Consider the following 18,351-nt stretch of genomic DNA (forward strand, 5'->3'; position numbering starts at 1 on the left):
GGCTGGGGCTGTGACCGAGCCGAAAAGTTGCCCAGCCTGGAGCAAATCCGCTCCGGGCTGCGTACTGCTAATCCAGAGCGGATCTTTATGATTCGCCATGCTTTCCAGATGGGAATGGGAGTCGAGGAAGTGTACGAACTGACTTCGATCGACCCGTGGTTTCTGGACAAACTGGTTGAACTGATTGAAACCGAAAAGCTACTGAAACGGACTCCCCTGAAGAACCTGACCCAGGCACAGTTGATGATGGTAAAGCAGCAAGGGTTCAGCGATCGCCAAATTGCCTATGCTACAAAAACTCCCGAAGACGAGGTTCGTATCTACCGCAAACAGTTGGGTGTGTTGCCCAGCTACAAAACAGTCGATACCTGCGCCGCTGAGTTTGAAGCTTTCACGCCATACTACTATTCCACCTACGAGAGCAGCTTTGAATGCCTGCCGCTGGAACAAACCAGTTCGGCCAACCCGCTCCCGCCAGAACTGACGACTGAATCGGAAGTGCTGCCGTCTGAGAAGCGCAAGGTGATGATTTTAGGCGGTGGCCCTAACCGCATCGGGCAGGGGATTGAGTTTGACTATTGCTGTTGTCATGCGTCGTATGCGCTGCAAGCACAGGGGTATGAAACCATCATGGTCAACTCCAACCCGGAAACCGTATCGACCGATTATGATACAAGCGATCGCCTCTACTTTGAACCATTGACCAAAGAGGACGTGCTAAATATTCTGGAAGCTGAACAGCCAGAAGGGGTGATCATTCAATTTGGTGGGCAAACGCCGCTCAAGCTGGCTGTGCCGCTGCAAGAATATCTTGAACATCTGCAAAAGGAAGCAGGGATTAGAGATTGCCAGGACCAACCGCCCAATCTCCAATCCGCAGCCTCCACAACCCAGATTTGGGGTACCTCACCTGATTCGATTGACATCGCCGAGGATCGGGAACGATTTGAAAAAATTCTGCGCCAGTTAGAGATTCAACAGCCGCCCAACGGCCTTGCCCGCAGCTACGAAGAAGCGCTGCGCGTGGCTCAGCGCATCAGCTATCCGGTGGTGGTGCGTCCTAGCTACGTGCTGGGGGGGAGAGCGATGGAAATTGTCTATTCCGATGCCGATCTGGAACGCTATATGACCTATGCCGTTCAGGTTGAACCCGACCATCCAATTTTGATTGACAAGTTTCTAGAAGAAGCGATCGAAGTGGATGTCGATGCGATCGCTGACCATTCAGGACAGGTTGTAATTGGTGGCATCATGGAACACATCGAGCAAGCGGGAATTCACTCCGGCGACTCGGCCTGTTCCATTCCCACCATTTCTTTGACCACCTCGGCGCTAGACACCATTCGCATGTGGACAGTTCAACTGGCGAAAGCGCTCAAGGTTATCGGCTTGATGAACATTCAGTTTGCCGTTCAGGGGGAACAGGTCTACATCCTGGAGGCTAACCCGCGCGCCTCCCGAACGGTGCCCTTTGTCTCTAAAGCAACGGGGGTTGCCTTAGCCAAGATTGCGGCACGGGTCATGTCGGGCGAAACCCTGGAAGCGCTGGGGTTCACGCAGGAAATCATTCCCACCCATATCTCGGTCAAAGAAGCGGTCTTACCGTTTGAAAAGTTTCCCGGCACAGACACCATTTTGGGGCCAGAAATGCGCTCTACTGGGGAAGTAATGGGAATGGACACGGACTTTGGCAAAGCCTTTGCCAAGGCCGAGCTAGCCGCCTCTCAACGGCTGCCGCTAGAAGGAACGGTCTTCGTTTCCATGAACGATCGCGACAAAAAAGCGGCGGTTCCTGTGGTCAAAGACTTGATGGAGTTAGGTTTAAAGGTTGTTGCCACCTCTGGAACTCGCCAAACCTTGCGAGAACATGGGGTCGATGTTGAACTGGTGCTGAAACTACATGAAGGCCGCCCCCACATTGGCGACTGGATCAAGAATCAACGGATTCAACTGATTCTAAATACGCCCGTTGGTGCTGCTGCCCAGGTGGACGATCGCTCCATTCGACGGTTGGCGCTATCCTACAAAATTCCAACCATCACCACGATCGCAGGAGCCAAAGCAACGGCTGCCGCTATTCGATCGCTGCAATCCGAGCCGTTGGATGTAAAAGCCCTGCAAGACTACATCAAAGAAGCCGATTCGCCTGCTTAACCAGGCTTGCTGTAGTCGCAGGCAATGTCCTGTGTCAGCCAGAGCCTATAGCCAGGGTTGAGCCAGTCAAACGCAAGAGAAAAAAGCAGGGATGAGCATTCATCCCTGCCTGGTCTACCAGCTAACTAAAACAAACCTGTTTAAGAATGAAGGGCGCATTGGACTCAAACACAATCCGCATGATGCCGTCAGCAAATAGCTCTACCGGATGCTGGGGCAATAGGTTACTAACGGTTTTCTGGCTCAGCGTCGGTTGATGGCTACCTGCCATGCAACGGGTTAGCGGTCGGTGGTGGCGATCGCACGCTGTTATTTTGATCTGTCGTGCCCCCACAACAACAGCACCCACCCGGCGGCGCGGCTGACAAAAATACGCATGGATAGACGATCGGCCTGCCATCGGCATGACCACTAACGGACTGCACTCCTCAGCAAAGGCAGGATGAGACGGCTGCAAGGCGATCGCCCCGTCAAACCGAATGCCTAGCCCTCGATATTGGTCTCGAACATGCTCAAATGCAGTCAGGGTCGCAAAATCGGGGTAGATCAGCTCAGAGGAATCTGGCCGAAACGATAGCGCCTTTAAGACATTGGGCTGAGGTTCGCGCACTGATTCGCGCATCGGCAACATAGGGTGAACTCTCAACTCTCTATGTGGCTCTACAGGAAGCTTTTATTGATTTCCGCATTGACCACTACGATACCGGACACTTTTGTAAGTGGTCTCACTGGTTTGGGTGAATTGCAGGTTGTTTTACTTCATACCATTGCCAAAAGCGATGAGCAATTGGGCTTACAGGTTTTGCCGGAGTAATGCGGTAGGGTGATGATGGCAAGAACACCTGGCTCAATAGGGCGATGTTGCCCATTGGAAAAATCATCTACTCCTGAACCACAAATTCGCAACGGTGACCTCCATAAGCGTATGCAGTTTGATATTTCTACCATCGTGCAGGGGTATGCTCAAGGCTTTTTTTTGATGGCCGATGAGGATAGCAAAACCCTCAACTGGTACTCCAGCCGAGAACGAGCATTAATTCCGCTGGATGAACGGTTTCGCTATCCGCGATCGCTGCAACGGGTGTTAAACCAAAATCAGTTTGAAGTCGCGGTCAATCGAGACTTTGATGCCGTGGTAGCTGGATGTGCCGATCGCGAAACCACCTGGATCTCGCCAGAGCTAAAGGAGGTGTATAGCGCCTTGCATCACGCTGGCTATGCCTACAGTTTCGAAACCTGGCAGGGCGATCAACTGGCAGGCGGCATTTTGGGGCTGGTAATTGGCGCAGCCTTCATTGGCGAGTCGATGTTTTACCGCATTCCCGAAGGGTCGAAGGTGGCAATGGTGAAGCTGGTAGAACGGTTGCGATCGCGCCAATTTTTGTTCTTTGATGCTCAGCTCACCAATCCTCACCTGGAACGCTTTGGCGCTTACATTGTGTCCGATCGCGAGTATCGATCGCTGCTAAAACAAGCCCTGCGGCGATCCTGCTCCCTGTAGCCTATCCTGCTGCGACTGGCACAGGTCGCTGAATCAGTGAGAATTGGGTCAGATCCCGAGCGGTCGATTTGAGGATGAAATGGGCTGCAATTCCTAACGGGTGGCAAAGCGACGAACCGCGAACAAGCTGCCCATCAACCCAACTGAACTGCCCAGCAGCAGCAGTGTCAGGGGCAATAGGATCATTCGTTGGGTCGTCAATTGCATTCCAGTCGCCAAAAACTGAATAAAGTCGGGCTGCTGCGCGACCAGGCTGCCCATAAACTGCTGAATTCCAGTAATCAAGCCCCAGGAAATCAATGCACCTGCAATCCCAAAGGCAATCCCTTGCAGAATGAACGGCAGGTAAATCCAGGTGGTGGTTGCGCCAACCAGTTGCATCACTTCAATCTCGCGCCGCCGAGCCATCACAATCAAGCGGATGGTTGTTGTAATGACAGCAGTGGCGGTCAGCGTTAACACCGTCGTAATTCCAAAGCTAACCTGTTTCAAGCCCCGATTGAGTTGCGAAATGCGACGAACCGCTTCATCCACGTATTGCACTTCGTCAATACCCTGCACTGTTAAAAGTTTCTGCGCTAACGTCGGCACTTGCTCGGAAGAGGCCGCCTTGACCTTCAATTCATCGACCAGGGGATTGCCGTTTAGCTGCTCAGTCGCTCCCTGAATATCCGAAATACCCATATCGCGAACGAGTGCAGCCCATGCAGCTTCCTTTGTGACTGCCGTAACCGTTGTGACTCCAGGCATCGCCGTTATCATCGGTTGAAGGCTGCTGGCCTGTACGCCAGTATCAAGATAGACCGATACTTCTAGCTGGTTGCCAAACTGGGTCAGTAAACCCTCCATCTGCCAGGAGGCTTGCAGGCTGATGCCAAACAAAAACAGCAGCACGGTCACCGTACTCACGGCAGCCCAATTCATCCACCCACCCCGACGCAGACCTAGAAGGGTTTCTCGCAACAAATAATCTAGTTTTGTCAAGAATTGCAACATGTCACCCTCGCCCATCCAGCTTCTCGACATGCTAGCATCGGCGGCGGCATTCCGTAACAGACTCAGTGATTAGCCGCGATCGAGTTGTTGTAGCGCACGATTTCTGTCGTTTAAGCGGGCAGACCAAACGGACAGATCGAGCAGGTAGATAACAGGCAGATTAGAAGCAAGGGTTAATTTTACTGCACCAGTTTTGCGTTCTCGCAACGAAGATGGGCATGTTTTATTAAGATAGAAGTAGAGAAAGCGTAAGCTTAGCTGTCATTAGGATTACAGTCCATGCCCTCCCAAGTCGTAGTTGAGAAGAAAAAATTAGCGAAACCGCCGTTAAATCTGCATTATTTGGGCGATCGCGTGTTGCGCCAGCCTGCTAAACGGGTTGCCAAAGTAGATGAGGACATCCGGCAACTGGTGCGGAATATGCTGCAAACGATGTATAGCGAAGATGGGATTGGCTTAGCGGCTCCACAGGTGGGCATCCATAAACAGCTATTGGTGATTGATTGCGAGCCAGACAACGCCGCCACCCCACCGCTTGTGCTCATCAACCCCACTCTTTCCAATCCCAGCCGCGACCTGTGCGTAATCCAGGAAGGTTGCCTTAGCATTCCCGGCGTGTTTTTAGATGTAACTCGTCCTGAAGTGATCCAGGTTTCCTACAAGGATGAACAGGGTCGTCCCCAAAAAATGAGTGCCCAGGGGTTGCTTGCCCGTGTGATTCAGCATGAGGTTGACCACTTAAACGGTATTATGTTTGTCGATCGCGTTGACAACGCGCTGGCGCTCAATCAAGAGTTATCAAAGCATGGCTTCTCGGCTCAGGCCGTCAAACCCGTTTAGTAAAAAGCGAGATTAGACGTGACCCCAAAAAGTGGTGCTTTGTTGGGCGGTTCTTGTGTAACCGCGATCGCAGCCGTTGGCTCAATCTTTGAACTCTCGTCGGGCACGCCCCAGTTAGGAGGAACGCTGACTGGCGTTATCTTAGCGCTCAGCATCCCGCTGACGGCCATTCTCTTTTTTGCTGCCATTCAGGTTGCCAAAGCAGAGCAATAGCTCAAATCAATCGTCATTAACTCACCTGTTTGTGCAAACAGGTAGAGTAGTCTGTTTTTGGCAACTGTCTTCAGGAGTATTTGTCGCGGCTTAGGGTAACCGCCCCTTATAGTGGATGGAAGAGCTATTTCTGACCGTCTCACCACTGTGTCTTATTGATGACTGGGTCATTGCCTCGAATCGCATTTCTTCGGCAGGTTCCGCTGAATGACGCAGTTCAGCCAACTCTTCCCCCTTATCGCCTCACGACACAAACAGAGGTTCTAATTGGGCGTGACCCGTGTTGCCACATTCTGTTGGACTCTGACACCTACGGTCGCGTTTCACGGCAACACGCAAAAGTTTGCCCCATACCCACATCGGTGCTGGGTTGGCAGGTGTGCGATCTCAACAGTTCGAACGGCACCTATGTGAACGGACGACGCTTGCAGGGATGCCGCAGTTTGCAATCGGGCGATCGCATCATGCTAGCGCAAGACGGTCCCCAGTTTGTGTTTGAATGGCAATCCAGCACTCCTTATGCCGTTAGTGAAGCACCCTATGCCGCTTCCTCGGTCAATCCCAGGTCAACAGACTACTCGCAGTCGTTCAACCAGTCCAGATCGGCTGACGACATTACCCTGAGTCAGTTGTTTCCCATCCTGTCTACCGGCAGAGACCTGACGCGTAAGGCATACCTTGTGCCCGCCATCTTTACAGTGGCCTTTGTCGTGTCTATGTTCTTTGCCGTAGGCAATACGATTTTCTTTAATGTGCTGCTAGCAACTTACATTGCTGGAGCCGCTTACTATTTCGTTTACCAGCTCTGCGGTAAGCGAAAACCCTGGTGGATTTTGGTCAGTGCTGCTTTAGTCAGCGTATTGGTGCTAACCAGCCCATTGCTCAACGTCTTTTTGTTTGTTTTTCGAGACCTGCTGCCAGGAGCGGTGCCGCAAAAACAGGTTGACGTTAGCTTTCCCGTTTTGCTGATGCAAATGTTTTTTGGTGCTGGGTTGATGGAGGAGTTGCTCAAGGCTTTGCCCGTATTGCTGGCCTATGGCATTGGCACCCTGTTGCGATCGCCCTACCGCGAAATCATTGGAGTTTGGGAACCGTTAGACGGCATCTTGTTGGGCACCGCGTCGGCGGTTGGGTTTACCTTGCTCGAAACACTAGGACAATATGTTCCCAGCATTGTGAGCGATACAACCCTGCAAGCAGGCGAAGGGGCAGGAGAACTTGCCGGACTGCAACTATTAATTCCGCGTATTTTAGGCTCTATTGCAGGTCATATGGCCTATAGCGGGTATCTGGGATATTTCATTGGGCTGAGCGTACTAAAACCAGCAAAGCGATGGCGTATCTTGGGCATCGGTTATCTGACTTCAGCGAGCCTACATGCCCTCTGGAACGCGACTGGAATTTTGAGTTTTCTGGTATTAGCGGTCGTTGGGGTTCTATCCTACGCTTTCCTGGCGGCTGCCATCCTGAAAGCGAGAGCTTTATCGCCCACTCGTTCGCAAAACTTTGCAACTCGGTTTTCAAGGTTATCGTAACGGTGGCCTTTGATGACTAGAATCTACTGGCTAACATCTACCGGGTTTAGTCTACTGATTCAGAAGGCATTTGGGCCAGTGCGTAACGAGCGATCGCCAGGCTAAGGCGCGCCTGCTCAATTCCTGATAGCTCTGTCCAGGCTGCACATCGAACCGATCGCAGCGCCACTTCTAGCATTTCAGTTTCAGCACCGCGCATCGCGTAGGCAAATGGGCGAGCCAGTACCTGTAAATCGTCTTCACCCCAATTGGGTAAAGCATCTTGAACGCACCGCACCAGTTTGTCTGCCATCGTCAGATTTTCAGCAATCAACTGACGAGCACGCTGCACGATGCCATCCAGAAAGGGTTGTGGGACTTGAACCAAAAACTGTTCAAATAGGTCGGCACTCAACGCCTCTTTAACAGAATGTTCAACTGTAACTGTTGGCAGTACGGTAGCCCACAGGTTATCAAACTGTTGTGCCAATATCTGGCCTTGTTCCGTTAGTTCTCCCTCCGACCAGCCCGCTGCTATCACCTCCTGCTCTAAAGCAGCAAAGTAAGCGCTGGATTCCGGCTCGGCTGGATTCCAGGGATAGGGTTCAGGCTCTTGCTGAATAATGAGTTGCAACATTTCTAGTTCAGCCTGAGCCTGGAAATGGGAATGGGAAGAACGGATCGGATCGCTTGCCATCGATTTAGCTCCTGAGTGCACTGATAGACCTTGCTTGACATCGATAGCTACACTAGCGCGTCAGCCAGTTCCGCAATTGGTTTAAATTTACGTTCATTATCATGGTTTAACTCGACACAGTCGAACCGTCGATTACAAACTCTAACGCCTGACTGCGAGGATTGCCAAATTTAATCTGGGTTTTCGATCGCAGTGGCACTTCTTGATGATGCACCTTGTGCCATCCCCCTGGCCCCAAAATCCACGTGCCATAGCGAGATCGATCTCTCAGGAGATACATCGGTTCACTGTCTGCTTCAACGGAGGAGGCTCGGTAAAAGATTTCGGCATGTTCGCGAGATACGCCCGGTTCTCGCAACACCAGGTCATTGCCTTCTCGGCTGCCTACTCGCATCATGCCGCCACGAATCGACCAAATCTGATTGGGGGCGGCCATGGTTCGTAGAGAAGCGGCAGGGGTTTGATGTTCCAACCAGCTCGGCGAGATATCTGGAATTTCGGTGACTCCTTCTGTAATGGGTTTGATCAGCTCACCGTTGAATTCTGGATGCATGTAGAGGACGGGCAGCGTCCAGGCGGGTTGGTTGAATTTGTAGACCGTGAGCAGATGCTGCCGAGCGATCGCCACCGCTTCGTCAATGGGCGATCGCTCCGCCAGAGCCTGCACAAACACCTGAATAAAGTCGAGCGCTTCCTGGTCGGCGATCGTATCCCGCATAGCCAAAACGGAAGGCACACCGTGATGGATCAGCACTTCCGCCAAACTGCTGCGGGGAATGGCACGATGCTCTTGCTGCTCAGGTTGTGCCCCCCAACAGGCATTGAACACCGCCAGCTTTACCTGGCAACGGGTCAACACCTGCGCTAGCTCCGTTCCGTTTAACGCGGCATCGGGTCGAAGAAAGAGCAAGCCCCCATCCGGGGCTGGTTCCCCATGGCCGGCATAGAACATGACGTTATAGTTACCGCGTTCCAGTTCCGCTATTAGCTGAGCGGGTGTAGGCTGCACCAGCGTTTCCACCTGGCACATGACTGGCGTTAGTAAGCTGTTGCGACTGTTGGTGGCAGCTCGTTCTAGCGTTTGGGCAATGGCGATCGCCTCCTGCTCTAGCTTCAGCAGGGGTTTGGTTAATGTCTCTGAATCGTTGCCTAGCACCAGCAAGATTTTTAACGATTGTTCTTGCCGTTGCGGTGGTAGAGGGCCAACATAGCTCGTTGTTCGACTGAATAAAATTTGCTGGCTCAGGGAAACCGCCTGCATCCCCGACTGAAGCTGCATCACTTCCCAGGGCACAGCAATTAAGTCGGGATCACGAACCTCCAGCCGAAACCGCAACGGTTTAGATTGACCGATCGCAATCCCCTGGCTGCGATCGAAGCTGCTTTGAATAGGCCCATCTAGCAACCATTGCCAAAGGCTAACGCCCAGGTGCTGCATCAAACGGCTGCTGTGGCTGCCCCCCTGGTTGCCCCCCGGAGGAATCGTAAATTCAAATTCAGGATCAAAGGTGGGCGGCAAGTCTCGTAGCGAAAACAAGTTCTGCCAGGCTTGCCAGGTCTGGGTCAAAGACTGTGGCCACCGACGGTCATGGTGAACATACCCCCCCGGGTAAGGAGCTTGCAATACCCAAATGGCATAATGTTCTGGCTCAGCAGCCGTCAGACGGGCGATCGCCAAACTCAGGCAAGGACTGTCAAACAAAGGCATGTGAGACTGCTGATTTCAAAACCTGAAATAGTCTACTTTTTCTACCAGTCTATATGGTCTAGAGAACACTTGAACGTAGAGATACGTCCAAAATTGAGCCATTAGACGACTCGCTTTATGGAGTCGTGGGAGAATTTGCCGGGGATGGAACTGCACCAGCAGGGCTGGCCGTTGGCTCGGGCGCTGTATTCCCAACCGAGCAACTGCCCCGTTGGGCAGTAGGCACCGATGCGGCGGGTAACACTAGTGGCAAAATCTCGGATTCTCGAATCCACCCCGTTTGTCCCTGCTTCAGCCGTTTGGTAAATGTTGGTGATGCGGCTGGATCGGCCTCAGAGAGAGACTCGGCGCTCGATGCGACTGGAGGGTTGCCAGCACCTTCGCTGGTTGCGCTCCCCGTTGGTGCAACGGCTCCGGCGGATGGAACAGTGCAAACTTGCAGAAACACCCAGCGCTCTTGCTGAGTCGTTTGCTGCCTCATCACTTGCAAAATGCTCCCAGGCGGTAGCGATCCTGCGGTGGCCGTTGCTGGGTCGGTGGCCTCAGTTGGCGGCTCTCGTTCTAGCTGAGATCGCAACACGAGAACCGCGTCATCACCTGCTCCAGCTTGAGCATCCGCTTGACTGAGTCGAACGAATGACCCAGCGGATAAAGATGGAATTGTGCCATTAGTACCAGATACAGCAGGGCTGGGTAGCTCAACTGGTTCTGGTTCTGGATCGGAAATCGGTTCCGAATTCAGCCCAATTAACGAATCGATGCGATCGCTAAAAGCGGGTACCAAAAAATAGATGAGCAAACTCCCCAGTCCGGACAGCAGCAAAATTCCCAGCAACAGCGAAAACGGGCTGGGCTTGCGTTCGGTTTGTGCGCGCGGGGCAACCAGTTGCGTCTTTAATGTTGACGGGCTAACGGCGGCTCCATCCGATACCGGAGCAGATACGTTGGCTTGTTCCGATTGCAAAACCGTTGGAACAGCAGAATCTAGCTGAGTTTTAGCAGTCGCCGTACTTGAATCGATCGGAGCCATCGACTGAGCCACTGTGTCGGCCTGGTAGTACACGATGCCGACGGTTACGTTGTCGTACCCGTTGCGCGTGTTGGCAATCTCCACCAGCCGTTGCCCCACTCTCTCCAGATCCGTCTTGCCCTGCAACAACGGTAGGATTTCGGTTTCCCAACATTCTTCAATCCGATCGTTATCACTTAATCCATCCGAGCAAAGCAGGAAAATACCGTCTTCATCTAAGATAAATCGCTGCACCGTTGGATGAAGCGTTTTGGAACTTCCCATTCCCAGCGCCTGAACCAACGAGCCAGAGCTGGGTTGCTGCAAAGCTTGCCGATAGGAACTGTATCCCAGGCGCACTTCACGCGAGGCCACGTCGTCGTCTTGGGTTACTTGCCGACACCCCCAGCGGGTGATCCAATAGGCACGGCTGTCGCCCACATGGGTAATGTAGAGTTCGTAGCTGCGAACTAGCCCCATGACCAGGGTGGTTCCCATCCGCTGCCGATCGAATCGTTGCTCGTTGTCATTGCGCTGGCTGATGCTATCGTTGGCGATGCAAACGGCGTTCTCCAATTCAACCGTAAGCGTTACAGGGTCTAACGTTTCAGGATGCAACGGTTGAACGCGTTGCCCAACCGCTTCGATCGCCAAATTGGATGCAACATCGCCCCCCTGATGCCCTCCTATTCCATCACAGACAATCACTAATGCTGTAGACGACTCGGAGGATGAATTGGCGGTTATCGTCTTGGTGTGAAGCGTGCCATCGGGTGGATAGCAAGCATCCTCATTGCGCTGACGGCTAGGGCCGCGATCGGTTCGAGTGGCAATTTGAATCTGCCGAGAGCGGCCTCGTCCGATTGAGGCCAACCCTTCATCGAGTTGATACACCAGCAGTTCTGCATTCTTGACCTGTCCTTGCATCAGTTGCTGGCTGATCTGCTGTAGTAAGGACGCAATTTCAGGGCTTGCCGTAGTAGACAGTTCTGCCCAAAAATGCCCTAACTGGGGAAAGGACGGTGCGGCTTTTCCTGGGCGATCGGCTTGCAGTTCTAGCACCCGCAGCAGAGGGCCTTCAGTCCGTAACAGTTCTGGCTCTAACAGTGTTGACACAACTCGCTCACTGCTGAGTGGCTGCCACAACTGTGCCAGTTGCCATAACCAGTTCAGTTGGCGTAGTGGAGTAGCCGTTGACCAGGTCTGGAGCAAGGTTGGCAGCAGGCGTATGTCCGCTCCCTCTCCCGCCTGGTCAAACTGCGCCAGGTCTATTCCATAGCTGGCAAAGTCATCAGGACTATAGACGGCTGCTTGATCAAGCAGCAAAATATCTCCCTTAGCGCCAGAACTGTTTGTCTGTAGCAAATCGTAAATTTGCGGTAGATGAAGTTGATAGGGCGATAGCCGTAAATAGGCTGAAAATCGCTCTGGAATACCGCTTGAAATGGTGGGAACCAGCCCTGGCTTGGTGTCTAGAAAGATTCTAGGAGCCTTACAGAGATAACGGTCTGCAAGACTGTCTCCAGGATGAAACGCTGTTACTCCTTCACCAATGGCCCACAAGAAATGTCTTGGCAATGGCGTTCGACATTTTTGACAAAACTTGTAGGTGTCCGGATTTGGAGTCTGACAGTTGAAATTGGGGCAGTAAAGCATTGCCTTGGCGTTTTGCATGAAGCCAGGAATACAGAAGTCTTACCAGCATATCTCAGACTTTCCTAGCACGATCGCGTCTCGATCGCGGCAATGATCACAACCTCTTTACATATGAACGGGTTCAACCCCCACTCAAAACAACATGAAGCCGCAAATTTTGCGGCTTCATGTCGTCTGCAAAGCGGGCTAGCGGCTGAGGCTATACGCTTTTATCTTCTGCCACGCGAGGCATTCCGAGACTATAGTTGAGGACGCGGCTTTTGAGGTTGTAGGAAACTTTGCCGTCATACAACAGCGATCGCACAAAGTGTTCCAGGTCTGAACCAATCCGGCGCAGGTTGTAGTCGGTTAGTTCGGCTCCGTCGTAGGAAGCCACGATCTCATCAAATTTTCGGTAAACCTGCTGGAGCGCTTCGTCATCCCAATTCAGCTCGTTATCAGGATCGACATCCAGAGTCAACGTATCCGTACTGGGATACAGATCGTTATCTTCAACCGAAGCAGCAAAAATACGGATGTGGCGAGTAGTAGACTTGAGCAGCATAAGAAACAGTTAGAAACACTGGACTCAATCGCCATTGTACAGGGGCTTGAGGAAGTGGCACAGCCAATCTGTGAATATCTTTGATTCGCTGCAACGGATTGGGAACAGCCTGAAAACGAGCAGATTCAGTCACACTGGACGATTATAGGCTGCGTGGCTAACTCGGCACAGCACGAAAGGGTGAGAAATCGTACTGCACCAAACCCACATCACACTTGAGTTGGCGATCGCTAGGAATAGGCAAATGGTTATCTTAGGACTGATTTTACTGGCTGCTGCGTGGGGATGTTTGTGTTTGTGTCTTCAAACCCGTGACGAAATATGGGCCGTTATCGCCGGGGTCGCCGCTGTAGGCTGCTTTATTTTGGGGTTGGTGATATCGCCCTTACTAATTCAAGTGATGCTCTTAGTTGCAGCGCTGTACATCGAAAAATTCATTCCATTGCTGCCTTCCAATTCAAAGTTTTGAGTTTTCAAGGTTTTGAGTTCTCTGTCCCCTGGCTCCTGTCAGAGTGTGGTTGAGTCTGGACAACGTTCTGATTAAGATCTGATGACTTCAAAATCAAGATCAGAGACTCTCATAAAGTTTGTTTGAGCATTGTTACAAGACATGTTGTGCTTTGTGGGCAGTCATAGAACCATGCCAAACCTCTTGCAAAGCGTAACCATGTTGCCAAAAACAATACAACCAATCCGGCTCCAGCATTGTGTTGGCAAATCTATTGTGTAGACTGGTCAGAGTAATTCACTGGCCGGGAGAAGAACATGGGCAGCCGTGAGTCTCATAAACGACGGGATATCGGCGTGGGTAAGGTGTTTAGAACTCTGCTGTTTGCAATTGCCGGGAGCGCAGCGTTAGCCTCCTCTTTTGTTCTTCTCGATGCCTGGAAAGCTGGCGATCGCTTCGTTGGTTTCATCCGCAGCATGGTCATCCCGGCTCAGTCTGAGCCAACGATCGACCCTCGCGCTGTGGTGGTTCGTCAAATTCGGGGAGCCAGCGAACTCACAACCGCCATTTTTGCAATGGAAACGGTAGTTCCAGCCAGTCGCGATCGCACTCTAGGGGGATACACGATCGGCAAAACCACCTTGCTTTATATTGCCTATGGCGAAGTGCGAGCCGGGGTTGATCTCAGCGAACTTCGACCAGAAGATGTGCAGATAACAGGCGATACAATCAGCTTGCGTCTGCCACCTCCCCACATTCTGGATAGCAAGATTGATGTCACTCGTTCCAAGGTGTATGACTACGATCGAGGCTTTCTAGGGTTAGGTCCTGATGCCGCTCCGGAACTGCAAGAATTGGCTCAGCGAGAAACACTCAAGCGAATTGTTGACACAGCTTGCAATGAAGGCGTATTGCAGGAAGCGAGCGATCGGGCAGAGCTGGCCGTCAGCCAACTACTCGCTACAGCAGGCTATGTTGATTCCATAGTGGACATTCAACCTCCTGCATCCACCGCATGTACGTTACCAACTGCTGAACTACAGACCTTATAAATCAACTAAATCAACTCATGAGCTGGCGTTGCTGAAAGCAGACATGATCCACGGGCATCGATCCCTTCTGTAGGGGCACAGCAATGCCATCCTCCTACGAAATCCAGCCATTCAATAGCAACGCCCGTAATCAGTCGAGTCAGTTTTAGAGGCGGCGATCGAGCTACTTCAAAGCATTAATGTCTTCACCCGGTTTCGCAACCTTGGTGCTGTTGGCACTCGAACTCCATGAATCTGGTTGTTCAAACTCATGGATTTCAACATGTTTGAGGCTTGCTGAACCGTAGTACAAATTTGCCCCTACTGCCCAACGATAGGGAACGTCCGCACCTCCAAAGTCCCTCAGAATTGGGGGAGATAGGAGCGAATGCAGCACATTGCATATCTTATAAAACGATCTCTCATATTTTTTCTTCCTACTTTGCCATTTGGCTCAGCAGAAACACTCAAGGGTTTTTCGCCTCATTGTTTGCTTCATTCTTAACAGAAACAATAGACAAACTATAGCCGGCTCTTAGCTAGATGCTACGAAACCAAAATTGTTACACTACAACATTTTCCTAAAGTTTTTTTAGATTCATATCAGTAGTGCCGCCACTCAAATCACCGAAGGATTACTGACAGGAATTCTACTTAATTTAAGTAGATCTCAGCAGCCAACTCTGCAAAAATTGAGAGATCAAGCATTTATCTGAAAAACAACAGTGTAAATGACAGTGTAAATTCAGGGCTGCATTTTCAGCACAATTACAGTGCTTACATAACAAATAAAGTTCGTGCAAACTTGAAGAATTTATGACTATCTTTAATGAGAAAATGGGAATCCTGAAGTATGAAAATAGCTAGGAAAATAAAGCTATGGTGGTAGATAGGGCGGGCAATACACTTAAAAAAGCGAAGAAGCTAGGCAACTTTGATGCTGGAAACGCTTCCCTCAAAGATTTTGTGGAAGTCGGCGATAAAAACGATCTCTACACCTTTAATGTTAGCGGTCGCAGTAGTTTTGATCTGAGTCTTTCAGGTCTCAAAGGTGCAAATGCAGATGTTGAATTGTTTCAACTTGCAGGTAAGAAAGCGGCCGTTCTAAAGAGCATCGGGGCGATCGACTTTAGCAAGCTTAAGCGTGCAGATATCAAGAAAAACATTCGGACACTAGCAAAATCGAGTCGGGGTGGCACCAGTAGTGAAGCAATTAACTTAAATCTTAATCCAGGCGAGTACTACGTCCGCGTTTATCAACGAACTGGTAACAGCAAATACACGTTAAATCTATCTGGTAATCTGGACAACGCTGGGGAAAGTCTGGCATCTGCTCGCAATATCACGGTTAATGAAACCAGTAGCTCCTATTCCGACTATGTTGGTAAGGCTGATCCTAGCGATGTCTATAGCTTCTCCCTCACCGATACTCGCAACGTCAACTTAGCTTTAAACAACCTCAGTGCAGACGCAAACTTATTCCTGCTGAATAGTGCTGGTAATGTGTTGGCTAGCTCAAGCAACAGCGGTGCAACACCAGAAGCCATTGCTCAGCAGCTTAATGCAGGGAAATATTTCGTCCAAGTTTCATCCAACGGTGGCAACACGCGATATAACCTCAACGCCACTGCAACATTAGTCCCCGGTGTTATCCCACCTGTGGATAACCCACCTGTGGATAACCCGCCTGTGGATAACCCGCCTGTGGATAACCCGCCAGCCCCGCTTGGAGATTCGCTAGCTACTGCGGTTGCCGTTACTCTTCCGCTCGCGTCGCCACTAAGAGGGTCGGTTAGCGATAGCAGTATTCATGACTATTACAAGTTCAGTGTTGCAGCCGACAGCGACCTGAGCTTATTGATGAGCGAATTGACAGCAAATGCCAACATCCAGTTACTAGATGCAAGCGGCACCGTTTTACAGACTTCCGCGTTACCGGGAACACTTAACGAAAGCATTCACTATCCACTAGCGGGTAACACGCCCTACTATCTTCGCGTCTTTCAGGCTGGTGCTGGCAGCAACACCAATTACGCTATCAACCTCGCATTGCCTGCCGATCTGTATGCAGACAGCGAAGCCGAGGCCACTAATTTCACCTCAATTAGCAACGATGTAAATAATCCCAGCACCTTCTCAGATTACGCTGGCGGCATCTTAAAAAGTTCGGGAGGATTCTCTGAAGAAGATTACTTCAAAATCCAGATTACCGAACGGAGTCAATTTACCCTGGTGCTAGACGGGCTGTCGGGCAATCTAGACGTTGAACTGTATCAACCGGGTGCCTCTCTAGAGAATCGTCTCTTCTCGACCCGGGCAGGTACATCTAAGGAAGAAGTGCGAGGCAACTTAAATCCAGGTACCTACTTTGTGCGGATCTATCCTGGAGCATCAGGAGCGGGTTCCACCTACACGCTACAGATGTCTGCTGACCCAACAGCAAATGCCCCTGCCATCACTAGAGATATTTACTTCGGTCCTGATAGTTCCAACGTCAAGAACGTGACCAACGTCAGCGGTACTGTTTACTTCGAGGCCACGGATGAGCTGGGTTCAGCGCTCTGGAAGAGCAATGGCACACTAGACGGAACTGTGAAGATTAAAGCGCTCAGTAGCCTTGGCAACTTCATTAGCGTTGGTGGCACGCTCTACTTTACGGCAAACGATGGGATTAATGGGGTTGAACTCTGGAAGAGCGACGGTACTGAAACGGGAACAATTCGAGTTACCGATTTAGCGCCTGGTAGTGGAGATGCCAACCCAGAGCAACTGACGGCTGTCGGCAATAACCTGTATTTCTGGGCAGCAATTAATCCGAACCAGAAGGATGAAAAGGTGTTGCATCGCGGTACCGTCGATCCCAACACGGGTGAAATGACGGTTGAAACCCTGACAAATGCAGGTGTGTTTACAGGGGATTCGAATCAGTTTACCAACGTCAACGGGACACTGTATTACAGAGCTGCAACGCCTACCCAGGGTAATGAACTCTATCGAATCACCAATGCAGGAACCGCTACCCCATCCACTCCTGAAATCATTGATGTTCGTTCTGGTAATACTGGATCTAATCCATCCAATCTGACAGCGGTAGGCGATAGCCTGTTCTTTGTTGCAGGAACATTTGCAGAAGGAATTGAGCTTCGTAGAATCACCAATGGAAGCAACGACATAGCGGTCTTTGATGCCACCGAGGGATCTACCAGGTCTATTCGCAACAATACTACTGCGGGTTGGAGGATTGCTGCTGTTGGTTCTACTGTGTACTTTGCTGCCGATGGTGGGGACTCTGGTGAAGAGTTATGGAAGATTGTTAACGCAGAAACCGCTGATAGCAACTCGCAAACCCTGGTTAAAGAGATCCAAACCACGCCTGGCATCGGTTCAGACCCGCTAAATCTGACGAGCTATAACAACAAGCTGTACTTTACAGCCAATGACGGTATCAATGGCCGGGAATTGTGGGTCAGTGACGGCACCTCCGCCGGAACCAAGATGGTGAAGAACATCAACATGGGTGACAACCTGGGTTCCGATCCAGGTGAACTAACGGTCTTCAACGGGTTGCTCTATTTCTCGGCGACCGATGGTGAGTCTTCAACTAACGGTGGCACCACTGGCAGAGAATTATGGGCTAGCGACGGTACATTAGACGGTACCTCGCTTGTGTTAGATATTAACTCAGGCGGCATATTTGATGAAGGCATCTATACTCCAGAAGGGTCAAATCCGAGAAATTTGACGGTGGCAAGCGGTCAACTGTACTTCGTTGCGAATAATGGGGACAGCCTGAACGGAGTAGAACTCTGGTCTATTCCTTAAGCACTTAGTTCACTCTTCAACACTTAGTTTAAAAAAGCACATTGCCTTTGTCTTGGTGGGTCTTGTCTGCTCACTGAAGAACCAAAGACATATGGCTAAAAGTTGACAAAAACCAGGCGCGATCGCACTCTGTATGGGGGCGATCGCTTTTTTATTGTGCTGACGTGTTAGGTGCAAACACTGCTCTACCTATTTAGATTGTATGAATTTAGACAGAA

At 51.0% G+C, this 18,351-nt stretch carries 15 protein-coding genes; 8 read left to right on the plus strand and 7 right to left on the minus strand.

All coding sequences use genetic code 11. The features are described 5' to 3' along the window. Window positions 1-2,154, plus strand: a 2,154-nt coding sequence (gene carB, locus IQ268_RS21125; protein WP_193883441.1) for a carbamoyl-phosphate synthase large subunit, incomplete at its 5' end; no start/stop codon positions are given. A gap of 121 nt (window positions 2,155-2,275) precedes the next feature. Here carB and IQ268_RS21130 read toward each other — a convergent pair. After that, window positions 2,276-2,785 (minus strand): hypothetical protein, encoded by a 510-nt coding sequence (locus IQ268_RS21130; protein ID WP_193883443.1) that lies wholly within the window; start codon window positions 2,783-2,785, stop codon window positions 2,276-2,278. Between the two features lie 94 nt (window positions 2,786-2,879). Then, entirely contained in the window at window positions 2,880-3,035 is a 156-nt protein-coding gene (locus IQ268_RS21135) for a hypothetical protein (protein ID WP_193883545.1), read from the minus strand. 44 nt (window positions 3,036-3,079) lie between these two features. Here IQ268_RS21135 and aat point away from each other — a divergent pair, with 44 nt between their 5' ends. Continuing rightward, window positions 3,080-3,655 (plus strand): leucyl/phenylalanyl-tRNA--protein transferase, encoded by a 576-nt coding sequence (gene aat / locus IQ268_RS21140; protein ID WP_228035595.1) that lies wholly within the window; start codon window positions 3,080-3,082, stop codon window positions 3,653-3,655. A 93-nt stretch (window positions 3,656-3,748) separates the two neighbouring features. Here the strand turns inward: aat and IQ268_RS21145 are convergent, their stop codons facing one another. After that, window positions 3,749-4,651 (minus strand): ABC transporter permease, encoded by a 903-nt coding sequence (locus tag IQ268_RS21145; protein WP_193883446.1) that lies wholly within the window; start codon window positions 4,649-4,651, stop codon window positions 3,749-3,751. A gap of 279 nt (window positions 4,652-4,930) precedes the next feature. Here IQ268_RS21145 and def point away from each other — a divergent pair, with 279 nt between their 5' ends. The 3 genes from def (at window position 4,931) to IQ268_RS21160 (ending at window position 7,239) form a co-directional block, all read left to right on the plus strand. Further along, window positions 4,931-5,491, plus strand: a complete 561-nt coding sequence (gene def / locus IQ268_RS21150) for a peptide deformylase (RefSeq protein WP_193883448.1) — start codon at window positions 4,931-4,933, stop codon at window positions 5,489-5,491. 18 nt (window positions 5,492-5,509) lie between these two features. Further along, the gene (locus tag IQ268_RS21155) at window positions 5,510-5,704 is read left to right on the plus strand and encodes a hypothetical protein (protein WP_193883450.1); all 195 of its coding nucleotides are present in this window, start codon (window positions 5,510-5,512) and stop codon (window positions 5,702-5,704) included. 158 nt (window positions 5,705-5,862) lie between these two features. Beyond that, window positions 5,863-7,239, plus strand: coding sequence for a PrsW family glutamic-type intramembrane protease (locus IQ268_RS21160; RefSeq protein ID WP_193883451.1), 1,377 nt, complete (start codon window positions 5,863-5,865; stop codon window positions 7,237-7,239). Between the two features lie 46 nt (window positions 7,240-7,285). Here IQ268_RS21160 and IQ268_RS21165 read toward each other — a convergent pair whose 3' ends face one another. The 4 genes from IQ268_RS21165 to IQ268_RS21180 form a co-directional block, all read right to left on the minus strand. Further along, a complete protein-coding gene (locus IQ268_RS21165; RefSeq protein WP_193883452.1) occupies window positions 7,286-7,915 on the minus strand; it encodes a hypothetical protein in 630 nt (209 codons plus the stop codon). Window positions 7,916-8,021: 106 nt separating this feature from the next. Then, window positions 8,022-9,623: a CHAT domain-containing protein gene (locus IQ268_RS21170; RefSeq protein WP_193883453.1), complete on the minus strand. Its 1,602-nt coding sequence runs from the start codon at window positions 9,621-9,623 to the stop codon at window positions 8,022-8,024. 115 nt (window positions 9,624-9,738) lie between these two features. After that, a complete protein-coding gene (locus IQ268_RS21175) occupies window positions 9,739-12,210 on the minus strand; it encodes a protein phosphatase 2C domain-containing protein (protein ID WP_228035596.1) in 2,472 nt (823 codons plus the stop codon). Between the two features lie 277 nt (window positions 12,211-12,487). Beyond that, a complete protein-coding gene (locus tag IQ268_RS21180) occupies window positions 12,488-12,832 on the minus strand; it encodes an NAD(P)H-quinone oxidoreductase subunit M (RefSeq protein WP_193883455.1) in 345 nt (114 codons plus the stop codon). 244 nt (window positions 12,833-13,076) lie between these two features. Here IQ268_RS21180 and IQ268_RS21185 point away from each other — a divergent pair, with 244 nt between their 5' ends. The 3 genes from IQ268_RS21185 to IQ268_RS21195 all read left to right on the plus strand — a co-directional run bounded on the left by IQ268_RS21185 (window position 13,077) and on the right by IQ268_RS21195 (window position 18,133). Beyond that, a complete protein-coding gene (locus IQ268_RS21185) occupies window positions 13,077-13,301 on the plus strand; it encodes a hypothetical protein (protein ID WP_193883457.1) in 225 nt (74 codons plus the stop codon). A gap of 296 nt (window positions 13,302-13,597) precedes the next feature. Next, on the plus strand, window positions 13,598-14,332 hold the full coding sequence (locus IQ268_RS21190; protein ID WP_193883459.1) for a DUF4230 domain-containing protein: 735 nt from the start codon (window positions 13,598-13,600) through the stop codon (window positions 14,330-14,332). 858 nt (window positions 14,333-15,190) lie between these two features. After that, a complete protein-coding gene (locus IQ268_RS21195) occupies window positions 15,191-18,133 on the plus strand; it encodes an ELWxxDGT repeat protein (RefSeq protein WP_193883461.1) in 2,943 nt (980 codons plus the stop codon). Window positions 18,134-18,351 lie beyond the last annotated feature (218 nt).

This window comes from Oculatella sp. LEGE 06141, from assembly GCF_015207605.1.
Classification (GTDB): domain Bacteria; phylum Cyanobacteriota; class Cyanobacteriia; order Elainellales; family Elainellaceae; genus Oculatella.

Coding starts and splice junctions, on each gene's coding strand:
- IQ268_RS21130 (WP_193883443.1), bottom strand. CDS start 2,785: ATGTTGCCGATGCGCGAATCAGTGCGCGAACCTCAGCCCAATGTCTTA.
- IQ268_RS21135 (WP_193883545.1), bottom strand. CDS start 3,035: ATGATTTTTCCAATGGGCAACATCGCCCTATTGAGCCAGGTGTTCTTG.
- aat (WP_228035595.1), top strand. CDS start 3,080: ATGCAGTTTGATATTTCTACCATCGTGCAGGGGTATGCTCAAGGCTTT.
- IQ268_RS21145 (WP_193883446.1), bottom strand. CDS start 4,651: ATGTTGCAATTCTTGACAAAACTAGATTATTTGTTGCGAGAAACCCTT.
- def (WP_193883448.1), top strand. CDS start 4,931: ATGCCCTCCCAAGTCGTAGTTGAGAAGAAAAAATTAGCGAAACCGCCG.
- IQ268_RS21160 (WP_193883451.1), top strand. CDS start 5,863: ATGACTGGGTCATTGCCTCGAATCGCATTTCTTCGGCAGGTTCCGCTG.
- IQ268_RS21165 (WP_193883452.1), bottom strand. CDS start 7,915: ATGGCAAGCGATCCGATCCGTTCTTCCCATTCCCATTTCCAGGCTCAG.
- IQ268_RS21170 (WP_193883453.1), bottom strand. CDS start 9,623: ATGCCTTTGTTTGACAGTCCTTGCCTGAGTTTGGCGATCGCCCGTCTG.
- IQ268_RS21180 (WP_193883455.1), bottom strand. CDS start 12,832: ATGCTGCTCAAGTCTACTACTCGCCACATCCGTATTTTTGCTGCTTCG.
- IQ268_RS21185 (WP_193883457.1), top strand. CDS start 13,077: ATGGTTATCTTAGGACTGATTTTACTGGCTGCTGCGTGGGGATGTTTG.
- IQ268_RS21190 (WP_193883459.1), top strand. CDS start 13,598: ATGGGCAGCCGTGAGTCTCATAAACGACGGGATATCGGCGTGGGTAAG.
- IQ268_RS21195 (WP_193883461.1), top strand. CDS start 15,191: ATGGTGGTAGATAGGGCGGGCAATACACTTAAAAAAGCGAAGAAGCTA.